A 12,595-nucleotide genomic window follows, 5' to 3' on the forward strand; every position below is an offset into this window, starting at 1 on the left:
GACTGATTATTTTGTTACGGTATAGTTATAATTTACTTTTCCTACTTTCAAAGCATCTACCGATTCTTTCACTTTTCTGGCATCAGAAGAAGAAATATTTCCGGTAAGCGTAAGCTCTCCGTCAACTACTTCCACTTTTACACCCGGAATGTCTTTTACGGCGTCTTTTACTTTCTGTTGTACCTCCGGAGCTACGGCAGATTGTGTTTCAACAGGGGTTGTTGCTGTTGCAGCAGGCGCTACGGTAGCCATATCCATCACTTCTTTTACTCCGTTGATGGCTTTTAATTGTTTGATCATGGCATCTTTAGCTTCCTGTGTTTCGAAAGTTCCGCTTAAGTGTGCCACTCCGTCTTTTACTTCTACAGAAGCATTCGGATTAGACACTACTACCGTAGTAGCCTGTGTCTGGAGATCAGCGTCGGAAACTTTTTTCTTACAGGAAACAGATCCGAAAGAAACAGCAATAGCCAATGCAGCCATAGCGATTGATTTTTTCATAGTTGTATATTTTTTAATGTTAATACAGTTAAATATAACAGTAAAATGTATACCAAAATGTAAAATTCTAATGATTATTTACGAAATTCCAGTAGCTCTTTTTTAAATGGATGAATTGCTAGTTGAAAGGCTGTTGACAGCAAAAGTTAATCGCATGATAAATCAGCTTCATTCCAATTGGAAAAATATTATATTTGCCAAACTTGAATTATTGATATGAAAGGACAAAATAAACTATTTATAGCGATTGTTGTGGCGCTGATCCTGGGAGTAGCCATCGGCGGGCTGGTGCATGTGAACTATCCTGAAAGTGCGGAACCTTTTTCCAAAAACATCAAACTTTTGGGAACGGTTTTCATCCGGCTGGTTCAGATGATCATTGCACCGTTGGTATTCACGACGCTGGTGGTGGGAATTGCCAAAATGAGTGATATAAAAATGATCGGAAGGGTAGGGACCAAAGCCATGCTGTGGTTTGTTTCGGCCTCACTGGTTTCTCTCTTTATTGGTCTGATGCTGGTAAACTGGCTGGAACCCGGCCATGTGACCAAACTTCCGATTCAGGATGCGGCTTCCGCCGAAGAACTGCTGAAAACAAGCAAAGGTTTCTCCATGGAAGATTTCGTCAAGCATATTATTCCTAAAAGTATTTTTGAAGCATTTGCGACCAATGAAGTACTGCAGATTGTCGTATTTTCCATTATGTTCGGGGTTGCCCTGGCTAATATGGGCGAAGAATATGCGCAGCCTGTCATTAAATTATTCGATATCATAGCGCACGGAATCCTTAAAATGGTAGGGTATATCATGTGGTTTGCACCGTTGGGGGTTTTGGGAGCTATTGCCGCAGTCGTTGCCACGAATGGTTTTGAGATATTTAAAGTATACGCCATCTATTTAAGGGATTTCTTTTTTGCTCTTGGTATTCTCTGGCTCGTCCTGCTTTTAGTCGGTTATCTGATTTTAGGAAACCGCCTTTTTGAATTGATGAGAAGGATTAAAGAACCCTTGCTGATCGCATTCTCGACCACAAGTTCCGAAGCGGTTTTCCCGAAACTCGTGGAAGAACTGGAAAGATTCGGATGCAACAACCGGGTGGTGTCTTTTATTCTACCGTTAGGCTATTCTTTTAACCTGGACGGAAGCATGATGTATATGACTTTTGCTTCAATTTTCATTGCTCAGATCTACGGGATCGAAATGACCATCGGACAGCAGATCACCATGCTTCTGGTATTAATGTTGACCTCCAAAGGAATTGCCGGTGTGCCGAGAGCTTCCCTGGTGATTATTGTTGCCACTTGCTCGATGTTCGGAATTCCGCCGGAAGGGATTGCCCTTATTCTGCCGATCGATCATTTCTGTGATATGGGAAGAAGCATGACGAATGTATTGGGAAATGCCCTGGCCACCTCAGCCGTTTCCAAATGGGAAGGACAGCTGGATAACCACGGCGGGAACCTGTAAGATATGAATTGCAGCTCATGCTGGTAAATGGTCAATAGTGAATTTTTATGTTTCATTATTGACCATTTATTTTGCGAAATATAAACGAAATTCCCTTTTAAAATCTATTTACAATGAATTTTCAAAACCATAAAACCTTAATTGAAGAAAATGGATTTACCGTCATCAACCATATTTTTTCCGACGCTGAAATCCAGAGAATCAGTGGGGTAATCCGGAATACGGATCCTTCAAGGGAAACTTTCAGGAAATCGGAAGACCTGTTTGCCATCCGGCAGTTCTTAAAGGAAATTCCCGAAGTAAAGGATTTGATTTTTAATGAAAAGATGAAAACGGTAATCAGCGAGATTTTCGGGGATCGGTATTTTGTGGTGAAAAGCATTTATTTCGATAAACCTGAAACCTCAAACTGGTACGTAGCCTATCATCAGGACCTGACGATTTCGGTAGATCAAAAAATGCAACTGGAAGGATTCGGGCCATGGACGACCAAGCAGAATCAGTTTGCCGTTCAGCCACCGCAGGATATTCTGGAAAATATATACACGATCCGAATTCATCTCGATAACACGGATGAAAACAACGGTGCTTTAAAAGTCGTTCCCGGATCCCATATCAAAGGAATTTACCGGCCCGAGACCATCGACTGGACCCTTGAAACCGAAGCGATCTGCAACGTAGAAGAAGGCGGAATCATGATCATGAAACCTATGATCTTACATGGTTCCAACCGCACCACCAACGGAAAGAGAAGAAGGGTAATCCACATCGAATTTTCCGACAGGGAATTACCGTACGGGTTGAACTGGTCGGAAAAGATGATATTTGAAAATTAAATTCTTGTTCTTGATTTGGCCTCTTCAAGACTTTTGCTGCTGCATACTTTCTATAAAAGAAATCCGGTGAATAATCATGAGCAATGAAAGGGTGGAATCACTAAAACTCATAAAAACACAACCCTCCGGCAGCTCCGGAGGGTTGTGTTTTATCATTATGAAATCAAATTATTTCACAGAAATCTCATCAATGAAGATGTAAGCATCACCGCCTGCTCCCTGGTGCCAATCCGGCAGCTTGCCGAAATGATAAGCCTTCACTTTTACGTAGCGTGCCTGCGTCGGTAATACATCGGTAGAGAAATCTTTTACCTGAGGGGTTTCATCTTTCGGATCCAAAGTATTGTCTGTGGTTTTCAGCAGAATAAAATCTTTTCCGTTGTTGGAAACATAATACTCTACCTTTTTCGGCATTAAAATCCAAGCCCGGCTGTCCTGCAGGTAAGTAGAGGAAAGATGGGTAATCTGCTGAGGCGACTTCATATCAATCACCGCTTCAAAAGTCTGACCCTGGTAGCCCAGCCATTCGCCTTTTCTCCAGTTGGCATCCCCGTTGATCCCATCAATTAAAGACAGCTTTCCGCTGGCCGTATACTGTGGAGTAGGGGTTGAATTCACCGTGATGTCCCAGTTGTTCGGTCTTCTGTTGAAGCTGGCGGTTACCACAGAACTTTTCTCACCGTTTCTTTCTGCATACGCCGAAACCTGGGTCGTTTTCATAATGGTAAACGGACCTTTATAAGCCGTAAATGTTTTTCTTACATTGGCATCACCTTCATCCAGGGTCATGTAATAAATTTTATCATCAGGATTCAGTACAGTGATTTCCACTTTGGCATTCAGGTCGAAAATTCTTGCAGCAGCGATTACCGGTGAGGCCGTCAGTTCATCGTATTTGAAATCTTTGAAAGATTTTGCGTTTTCAAACCCTAATTTTTTCAGTTCTTCTCTTCCTGTATTTTTAGTGATGGTTCTTGTAGTTCCGTCTTCCATGTGAATTTTAACTTCATCAAAATAAGGTGCAGTTGTCTGCCATTCAGGCAGTCCAGGAGTTACAGCATAAATTCCCATTGTGCTTAGAATGTACCAGGCACTCATCTGGCCGCAATCTTCATTTCCGATCAGTCCGTCCGGAGCATTTTTATAATAGTTATCCAGAATGAATTTTATTTTAGCATCTGTTTTTTCCGGTTTTCCGACGTAGTTGTACAAATAGGCGATGTGATGGCTGGGCTCATTTCCCTGCGCATACTGCCCAATCAGGCCGGTGATGTCTACCTGCTCCCGGCCGGTGGTCTTGTCCGGTGCGGCGAAAATAGCATCGATGAACTGCTCGAATTTTTCCTTTCCGCCATGGGTTGCGATCAGTCCCGGAATATCCTGCTGAACAGAGTATGAGTAATGCCATGAATTCCCTTCCGTATAATTGTTGTTTACTTCTCTCGGCTCAAAAGGTTCGTGCCAGTTTCCGTTCTTTCTCGGCTGCATAAATCCGTTCTTCGGGTTGTACAGGTTCTTCCAGTTCTGGGAACGCTTCATAAAATACTGGTAATCTTCTTTTTTACCTAAAATTTTAGCCATTTGGGCAATGCACCAGTCGTCGTAAGCATATTCAACGGTTTTGGAAACGCTTTCGTGCTCGTCATCAATGCTGATGAAATTGTTCTGCTTATAAGCATTCAAACCGAAAATATCCAGCATGGCCGAATGTTTGGAGGCCTCAAACGCTTTTTCATAATCAAATCCGGTGATTCCCTTGGCCATGGCATCAGCAATTACGGAAACCGAATGGTAACCGATCATACACTCTGTTTCATTGGAAGCGAGCTCCCAAACCGGCAGCTTTCCGCCCTGCTCGTATTGTTTGATAAAGGTGTTGATAAAATCTGACGTTCTTTTCCGATCGATCAGAGTCATTAGAGGATGCGCCCCCCGGAATGTATCCCAAAGCGAAAATACCGAATAATAACCGAATCCTTTAGCCATATAAAATTTATTGTCGCGGCCTCTGTATTTCCCGTCTACATCCATGTTGATGTTCGGCTGGGTGAAAACGTGATACATTGCGGTGTAAAAAACGGTCAGTTTATCTTTATCTGAAGATTTCACTTCAATTTTAGATAATTCTTTATCCCATTCGGCCACAGCCTGTTTTCTTACCGCTTCAAAATCGTTGGATGTTCCTTCTGCCAGCATATTTTTTCCGGCACCTTCATAGCCGGTTAGTGAAACGGATACTTTTACCGCGATCTTTTCTCCCTTTTTTACTTTTGAAGAAAATGACAGCGCAAGTTTGGTTCCCGTAAAAAGATTGTTTTCCGTCTTTCCATTGACTGTTTTATTTGAAATTTTCACAGGTTTTGAAAACTCAATCCGGGCATAGATATATTGGTTCGTAGCCCAGGCTTCACTTCTTCTGAAAACTTCGACGGTTTTGCTGTCGATCACTTTTACTTCGCCTTCCAGCAGCTTATCCCGGTGGTTTAGATCCAGAATGATGTTGGCATCCCCGGCATTGTTGAATGTATATTCGTGGTAACCGACTCTTTTGGTTGTGGTTAAACGGACATCAATATTGTGCTTATCCAGTTTTACCGAATAAAATCCTGCGGAAGCCTTCTCGTTTTTATGTGAAAATGACGAAGAATACTCTTTGGGAGTCAGTCCCGGTTTTCCCATTGTCGGCATCAGCATGATATCGCCGTAATCCGAAACGCCCGTTCCGTTGAGGTGGGTATGCGAAAATCCGTAGATCACAGAATCGGAATAATGGTAACCGCTGCAGCCGTCCCAGCTTCCGTCGATCCTTGTATCGGGAGAAAGCTGTACCATTCCGAAAGGTACGATGGCTCCCGGAAAAGTGTGTCCGTGGCCGCCTGTTCCGATAAACGGGTTTACATATTGCGAATAATTCTGCGAAAACAGACTATGGGCAATCATCCCAAGAAAGATGATGAAAATTCTTTTCATAAGTTGAAATTAAAATTTCCCTAAAATACTATAAAATTCGTTTTCGCAAAAGAAAATATCTATCAGTCCCTTTACTTATTCTAAATAGCTAAAAATTACGTAAATTTGTAAACAATTTATTTAGTTTATGTTGACGAAAGAAAAGGTTCAGGATTTCCTTAAGGAAATAGAAGTTGATGATTTGGTGAACAACCTGCAGATCATGGGCGCTGATGTATATATAGACATGACGGCACATTCTCCGGCCATGCACGAAAAGAAAAAACTGGAGGCAGCCATGAAACAGGCATTTGCCAGCGAGTTTGGGGAAGAAGTGAATCTTAAGTTAAAGATCGTTTCCCCGGAACCTAGTGAAATTCAGCAAAGTCAGATCAAAGGGAAGCAGATTCCCGGGATTCAGAATATCATTGCCATCGCTTCCGGGAAAGGAGGGGTTGGTAAGTCTACGGTTTCTGCCAATATGGCGGTGACTTTAGCAAAAATGGGCTTTAAGGTAGGATTACTGGATGCCGATATCTACGGGCCATCGGTTCCTACAATGTTTGATACGGAAGGTGAAAAGCCGATTTCTGTAGAAGTAAACGGCAAAAGCCTGATGAAGCCTGTTGAAAATTACGGGGTGAAAATGCTTTCGATCGGTTATTTCTCAGGGGCTAACCAGGCGGTGGTGTGGAGAGGCCCGATGGCTTCCAAAGCATTGAACCAGATGATCCGTGATGCGGCTTGGGGTGAGCTTGATTTCTTACTGATCGACCTTCCTCCGGGAACAGGAGATATCCACCTGTCCATCATTCAGGAAGTTCCGGTAACCGGCGCCGTTATTGTAAGTACGCCTCAGCACGTGGCGCTTGCCGACGTAAGAAAAGGGATTGCAATGTTCCAGATGGAAAGCATCAATATTCCGGTATTGGGCCTGATTGAGAATATGGCGTATTTTACCCCTGAAGAACTGCCGGATAATAAATACTATATCTTCGGGCAACAGGGTGCACAGTATCTTGCGGATGACCTTGGCATTCCGGTGCTGGGTGAGATTCCATTGATCCAGAGCATCCGTGAAGCAGGTGATGTCGGAAGGCCGGCCGCTTTACAGGAAGATTCTAAAATTGCAGAAATATATACTGAAACTGCCCGTAAAATGGTGGAAAGCCTGGTAGAAAGAAATAAAAATCTTCCTCCGACGGAAGCTGTAAAAATTACAACAATGGCAGGATGCTCGCCAAAAGCAAAATAATTCATCCTTACGTGGAAACCGAATTGAACTGAAAAATATGGAAACAAATATAGCACACGAAGATACCGTAACAAGAGTGATGGAAGCCCTGGAAAGCATCAGGCCGTTTCTGAATAAAGACGGTGGAGATATCGAGCTTATCGATGTAAAGGACAACCTGGTGTATGTAAAGCTTTTGGGAAACTGCTCTGGATGTTCCCTGAATTTTTCCACCCTGAAATTGGGTGTTGAGAATACCATCAAGCAGCACGCACCTGAAATCGAAAGGGTAGTAAGCGTAGAATAAAAATTAAAAAATATATTTTTTTAAGACAGGTCTTTTGATCTGTCTTTTTTTATTTCAGAAAATAGGCAACCTTAGTTTATTTTAAGGTCTATGCGTTAAAGCATCAGGATTAAATCATAACTGCGGTCGACATCCGTTACAACATCTGCTAAAGAATCCTCTTCAATACGCAAAAAGCAACAGTGATGAATGTTTGTACAGATTCTCATGTGATACCCATTACAAATTTTAACTGTATTAATTTCACAAAGCAGGTTTTTCATCTGCTTTTTATATTTTTTAAGAAAAATTTAAAATAAATTATGAAATTTTTATAGTAATAATTCTACATCCGCATGAGTGTTTTATGTACTATTTTTGTTGATGAATTTATTTACATTGCTTTATACAAGGGCTTTCTGTAATATACTTTTTTTGTCTCATTTTTTTAATGTCCGGATTTGATGTTGGTCTTGCCTGAAAATAAAAATCAGGAGATTCAGAAAATTATGGATTCGGTACACTTTATAAAAGTGGTGTATCTCCTGGTCAACGGATGAAAATCGTCTAAAAATATAGTATTTGGTCTGCTACTTGTTATGCCATTGTAAATTAATTCGGAAAAAGGATGTTCCTACATAGCGGGATGCCTTTTACAAGGAATATCTTATCAAAAACTAGACTATGAAAAATATACTTATTGCTGACGGTCATTATGTTGTAAGAACAGGTACTGCTCTGGTATTGGAAACCAAGCTTCACTACTCCTGCAATATCGATTTTGCAGAAACCTACCCTGAAACAAAAGAAAAAGTTTCTAAAAAAGCATACGACCTGCTTATTATTGATATTGATATACCCCAGAGTATTTTCAAAGCCATGATCAAGGAACTTAAAAAGAAGCAGAAGCTGCTTAAAATCCTGATCTTTTCAACATATGATGAAAACGTGGGCATACAGTATATTGAAGAAGGAGCTGCCGGCTACCTCAGCAAAGGAGCATCGGAAGCGGAGATTCTTGCAGCGATCACTGCTGTTTTCGAAGAAGGGTATTATTATACCATCGACATGATGAAAAAGCTGGTGAGACAGTCTGCGGACAGCCACTCCGTCGAAAGGCTTTCCAAAAGGGAATTCCAGATTTTTAAGCTCCTGGCGGAAGGAAACGGGAATATTGAAATTTCAAACAGCCTGAACCTTAAAATGTCGACCATCAGTACCTACAAGAAAAAGATCTTCGAAAAGCTTCAGGTAAAGAATATTGTGGATCTGGTAAGGATTTATGACGATATGCATTAAAGCAGAGCGTCGGGATAAATATTTCTTATTAGATTGACCTGTTTGAATCTTTAATAATTTCTTTCACCACGGCTAATACTTCCGTAGATTTTTCCCTGATGATCAGCTTATTCTTTTTGTTCTTAATCAGTTCCGTGAAATGATTGTCTTCGGTATTGATGTCTACGATATAGGCTCCGTACTTCAACGCTGTTTCGGCGATCGCCAGCGGAAGGTTGGTTGCGCCGGAAGTCCCGATGATGAAAAGGATACCGCTGTTTTTGGCAACTTTTAAGGAACTGAACTTTTTATTCGTCTTTTCGTCATAATATTCATCAAACCAGAGGATATTGGGTCGCATCCAGTGCCCGCAGTTCGGGCAGGTGAGCAATTCGGTATCCTTCAGAGTGAGGTCTTCATCAATATCTTTTCCTACGATCTCTTCAGGCATGGCCATAATTCCTTTGCAGCCGTTGGAACATTTGATTTCCCGGTTGTTTCCATGAACTTCGTACATCCTGGTATTGCCGGCACGGCGGTGAAGGTTATCAATATTCTGGGTGATGAGATGAAACCGGTCTTTCAGCATGCTTTCTATATCCGCCAGTTCAAGATGGCTTTGGTTGGGCGTGGCCGTTTCAAACATTTTCTTTCTGAATAGAGAATACTGCCAGACTTCCTTAGGGTGCTGTCTGAAATAGCGTAACGTTCCGAATTCTTCGGGCTTGTGAAACTGGGTTCCTTTTACCCAAATGCCGTCGGTTCCGCGATAGGTCGGGATCCCGCTGTCGGATGAAATTCCGGCACCGGTTAAAAAAGTAAACAGATTCCGCTTGTCTTTTCGGTAAACATCATGGATAATTTCCTCTAACTGCTCTTTCATGGTTTTATAAAGGATAAAACTAATCAAAATTAAATAAATAAAAAAGTCCCGGTTTTTTCCGGGACTTTTTTAATCAAATAAATAATATATTCTATTTTACAATGACCCTTTTCACATGGCCTTCGGAAGTCTTTACCAGGTAAACTCCGGTAGAAAGCCTGGAGGTATCAACGGTTAAAGCGTTTTTCTCTTTATTTAGTAATTTTCCGGACATATCGTACAGCTCATAATCCTGCGCCCTGTTAAAGTACAGCATGTTTCCTTTAGCCACCGGATTCGGGAAGATGTTGAAGGTTGGTTTTTCGGTTTTTACTTCACCGGCAGCCAGGGTCCCTGCACCGGTTACCTCGTATATAGACAGTGTACCGCTGATTTCATTGGCCACGATCACATACCCTTTTCCGGTAGTGGTGTTGGCCGGAGCAATATACGTAATCCCTTCTGGACCGTTATCGCCACCATAGGCTGAAGTCATACGCGAGTGTTTGTAATCCGTAAACGTCGGATTGTTCGGATCGGTGATGTTGTATACCATCACGCCTCCCGTTCTTTCTAAAGTAATGAAAGCGTAAGTCTGCCCGTTAATGTTTCCTAAAGCAATACCTTCCGGTTCCGGACCTTTTGCACGGCTCCTGCTTTTCACGGTATTCGATTCGTTATCAGCGTTGAAAATTAAAGGATGACTGGCGGCAATATACCTTTCAAAACGGTCGCCGCTGTCGTAAACAATCTGTTGGGTATCGGCATTGAAAATAGAGAACGAGCGGGCCCCCAGAGCTGCCATTTCTTCAAAGTCCGCATCACCGTCCATGTTTCCGGTAGCATTTGAAACCCTGAATCTTCCCAGGTTATAAGAGGCTTTTAAAACCGAAGCCTGTGGAAATACCGCCGGATCCAAAGTATAGGCATTTGCGCCTACCGTCGTTCTTTCGCTGAACCCGGAAAGGTCTTTTTCATCCCCTTCGTTTGCTGTGATAATATAATTGGTGTTTCCTACTTTGTAATTCTGTACCGCATCCGGTGTATAATAGGCTTTTACCGGCCAGTTGGCAATTAAGATTTCACCATTGTTGTCCGAAGCATCAAATCCGTTCCCCGGAATGCTCATGTCTTTTTTGCCTAAGCCCCAGATTCCGGTAATGGCTTTTGAAGCTAAATTCACTTCGGCAACGGCATTGTTTTCCTGTAAGGTTACCCATGCTTTCTGGCTGTCTGCACTGATGGTGATGTATTCCGGCTCCAGGTCTTGGGATAAGGTATTGTTGGTTCTTACTTTTCTTAAACCTGTAGCGGTGAGCGCAGCGACCTGCGAATCAAAAGCATTGAAATTAAGTGTCGTCACATTGCTCTGGGTAAGACCGGCGATGCCTCCCGAAATATCGATAATGCTGATGGTTCCTTCCGGATCTACGGTATAAGTGTCGTTCGGTTCCCCTTCATTTGCAGTCATCACTTTAGTTCCGTCGGGCGAAAAAGCAACCATATCCGGCAGTGCGCCTACGGTTACCTGCTTCAGGAAGTTCCCGTTGATGTCGAAGAAAACCACCGATCCGTTCTGCTGAGGGTTGGTGTTCGGGGAAGCAGCGGCAATGATTCCGTTTTTTACGGCAATGCTGGTGATTCCGCCGTAAGGGGCCATGTTGATGGTATTCACCACCGAGGGCTGGCTCGGATTGCTGAAGTTGATAATATCAAAGACATCCGTAATGGAGCTGATGGTAAACAGCCTTTGTGTAGCAGGATCATGTACGACAATCTCCGTAGAGCTGGTGTTTGTTCCGGAAGGATCGAAGCTGCCGATGTAATTCAGGCTGATCTGCTGGGAAGGCACCGGTGCCGGCTTATCATTATCCACAATATAAACCGTCGCATTGCTGTCTCCGGAAATCGTTGCGTTCACCGGGCTTTCAAGGCTTACCACAAAATATTCCGCCTGCTGTTCTTCCAGCGTATCGTCGATAATCGGAATATTTACCGTATAGCTGGTGGTAGAAGGCGTCAGGGTGATGGTTTGGTTGGCTAAAGTAAAATCGTTGCTGTCTGCCGTACTGAAAGGGACCGGTTTTACAACAAGGTTTACCGTTGCGTTGGAAGGATTGGATACATTTATTTTAAAAGCCAGGTTTACTGCATTCTCATTCACTTTAATAAAATTTTTATCCAGTGAAACGGAGGTTCCTGCTGTCGTAAAAACGGTTGAGGTTGTTGCTGTAATTGCATTATCACTGGTATCTTCCACCATATTGGGTTTTAAAGCCAGATAATACGCCTGGTTCGGAACCATTCCTGAAGCAGGAATAATGGTGATTTTATTATTGGCAAAAGTAGTGGTAAAGGGAATCTGGGAACCTGAGGCATTTCCAAGGCGGAAATCCACAAGCATTTGTGCATTAGAATCGTTGATGGCCGAATTGTCTGTTAAGCGTACGTTTTCATTAAAAGCAATGGTAGGATTTACAGTCGTGGAAGCATTATTGGTGTTGTTTGAAGGAAGGTAAGTTACGGTAGGTGGCATAGTATCAGCTGCACCAGCCGGCGTCGCATCTACCGTAAAGTTATCAAAACGGTTGTTTCCGGCTGTTCCTCCGCCGCCTGCTGCGAATTCAACCTTTAATTTAAAATTCGGATTATTCGATACGCCTGCAACGCCTGAAAAATCAAAGGTCACCAGCTGCGGATCTGCATCCAACGGGGATACCGTCTGGTAGGTTGTAAATGTATTTCCGTCGGTAGAATATTTCCAGGTCTGCGTTCCTGCACCGGATCCGGATCTCCGGGTGGTAAATTTTACCATCACGTTATTATATCCCGTAGTCGGTAAATTGAACTGCAGGCTGCCGTTGATCGGGTTGTTGTATCTTAAATGGGTTCCGGGAGCATCTCCGTTTCTCGCATTTAAATTCTGAATGCTGAAGTTCTGGCCTGTTCCCCCGGCAAAATCGATGTCTGTGGTTCCGTTGGCTACAGCCGTCATGGATCCGCCCGCTAAGGTAGAAGTTGGGCTGGTAATAGCCGCTGAAGATGCATTGTTGTTAAAATTCCAGTAGTGGATAAGGGAAGTCTGTCCGAAAACCGCTCCCTGAAGGAAAAATGCGGCTGCAACAGACCCTTTCAACAAGTAGTTGTTAATCATTTTTAATTACTTTAAGTATATGCAAAAA

Annotated in this window: 9 protein-coding genes; 5 read left to right on the forward strand and 4 right to left on the reverse strand. The window is 42.7% G+C overall.

Going from position 1 to position 12,595, the window contains the following annotated elements:
• Positions 1 to 6: 6 nt before the first annotated feature.
• Positions 7 to 501, reverse strand: a complete 495-nt coding sequence (locus tag FY557_RS14665) for a BON domain-containing protein (protein WP_149247993.1) — start codon at positions 499 to 501, stop codon at positions 7 to 9.
• A gap of 216 nt (positions 502 to 717) precedes the next feature.
• On the opposite strand from FY557_RS14665, the gene FY557_RS14670 reads away from it, so the two are divergent.
• Together FY557_RS14670 and FY557_RS14675 are read left to right on the forward strand one after the other, a co-directional pair.
• On the forward strand, positions 718 to 1,968 hold the full coding sequence (locus tag FY557_RS14670; protein WP_149247994.1) for a dicarboxylate/amino acid:cation symporter: 1,251 nt from the start codon (positions 718 to 720) through the stop codon (positions 1,966 to 1,968).
• A 113-nt stretch (positions 1,969 to 2,081) separates the two neighbouring features.
• Positions 2,082 to 2,804, forward strand: coding sequence for a phytanoyl-CoA dioxygenase family protein (locus FY557_RS14675; protein ID WP_149247995.1), 723 nt, complete (start codon positions 2,082 to 2,084; stop codon positions 2,802 to 2,804).
• A gap of 168 nt (positions 2,805 to 2,972) precedes the next feature.
• Here the strand turns inward: FY557_RS14675 and FY557_RS14680 are convergent, their stop codons facing one another.
• Positions 2,973 to 5,774, reverse strand: a complete 2,802-nt coding sequence (locus tag FY557_RS14680; RefSeq protein WP_149247996.1) for a GH92 family glycosyl hydrolase — start codon at positions 5,772 to 5,774, stop codon at positions 2,973 to 2,975.
• Positions 5,775 to 5,901: 127 nt separating this feature from the next.
• Between FY557_RS14680 and FY557_RS14685 the strand changes: the two genes are divergently transcribed.
• The 3 genes from FY557_RS14685 to FY557_RS14695 all read left to right on the forward strand — a co-directional run bounded on the left by FY557_RS14685 (position 5,902) and on the right by FY557_RS14695 (position 8,572).
• A complete protein-coding gene (locus tag FY557_RS14685) occupies positions 5,902 to 7,008 on the forward strand; it encodes an Mrp/NBP35 family ATP-binding protein (protein ID WP_149247997.1) in 1,107 nt (368 codons plus the stop codon).
• Between the two features lie 37 nt (positions 7,009 to 7,045).
• A complete protein-coding gene (locus FY557_RS14690) occupies positions 7,046 to 7,294 on the forward strand; it encodes a NifU family protein (RefSeq protein ID WP_146941029.1) in 249 nt (82 codons plus the stop codon).
• Between the two features lie 663 nt (positions 7,295 to 7,957).
• Positions 7,958 to 8,572: a response regulator transcription factor gene (locus tag FY557_RS14695; protein WP_149247998.1), complete on the forward strand. Its 615-nt coding sequence runs from the start codon at positions 7,958 to 7,960 to the stop codon at positions 8,570 to 8,572.
• Positions 8,573 to 8,600: 28 nt separating this feature from the next.
• Here the strand turns inward: FY557_RS14695 and FY557_RS14700 are convergent, their stop codons facing one another.
• Together FY557_RS14700 and FY557_RS14705 are read right to left on the reverse strand one after the other, a co-directional pair.
• The gene (locus tag FY557_RS14700; protein ID WP_149247999.1) at positions 8,601 to 9,434 is read right to left on the reverse strand and encodes an SIR2 family NAD-dependent protein deacylase; all 834 of its coding nucleotides are present in this window, start codon (positions 9,432 to 9,434) and stop codon (positions 8,601 to 8,603) included.
• A gap of 91 nt (positions 9,435 to 9,525) precedes the next feature.
• Positions 9,526 to 12,567 (reverse strand): choice-of-anchor I family protein, encoded by a 3,042-nt coding sequence (locus FY557_RS14705; RefSeq protein ID WP_149248000.1) that lies wholly within the window; start codon positions 12,565 to 12,567, stop codon positions 9,526 to 9,528.
• Positions 12,568 to 12,595 lie beyond the last annotated feature (28 nt).

The sequence above is a fragment of the Chryseobacterium sp. SN22 genome, assembly GCF_008329705.1.
Taxonomy (GTDB): domain Bacteria; phylum Bacteroidota; class Bacteroidia; order Flavobacteriales; family Weeksellaceae; genus Chryseobacterium.

Excerpts from the sequence above, each read along its gene's own strand:
- FY557_RS14685 (WP_149247997.1), top strand. The coding sequence starts at position 5,902 with ATGTTGACGAAAGAAAAGGTTCAGGATTTCCTTAAGGAAATAGAAGTT.
- FY557_RS14665 (WP_149247993.1), bottom strand. The coding sequence starts at position 501 with ATGAAAAAATCAATCGCTATGGCTGCATTGGCTATTGCTGTTTCTTTC.
- FY557_RS14690 (WP_146941029.1), top strand. The coding sequence starts at position 7,046 with ATGGAAACAAATATAGCACACGAAGATACCGTAACAAGAGTGATGGAA.
- FY557_RS14695 (WP_149247998.1), top strand. The coding sequence starts at position 7,958 with ATGAAAAATATACTTATTGCTGACGGTCATTATGTTGTAAGAACAGGT.
- FY557_RS14670 (WP_149247994.1), top strand. The coding sequence starts at position 718 with ATGAAAGGACAAAATAAACTATTTATAGCGATTGTTGTGGCGCTGATC.
- FY557_RS14680 (WP_149247996.1), bottom strand. The coding sequence starts at position 5,774 with ATGAAAAGAATTTTCATCATCTTTCTTGGGATGATTGCCCATAGTCTG.
- FY557_RS14675 (WP_149247995.1), top strand. The coding sequence starts at position 2,082 with ATGAATTTTCAAAACCATAAAACCTTAATTGAAGAAAATGGATTTACC.
- FY557_RS14705 (WP_149248000.1), bottom strand. The coding sequence starts at position 12,567 with ATGATTAACAACTACTTGTTGAAAGGGTCTGTTGCAGCCGCATTTTTC.
- FY557_RS14700 (WP_149247999.1), bottom strand. The coding sequence starts at position 9,434 with ATGAAAGAGCAGTTAGAGGAAATTATCCATGATGTTTACCGAAAAGAC.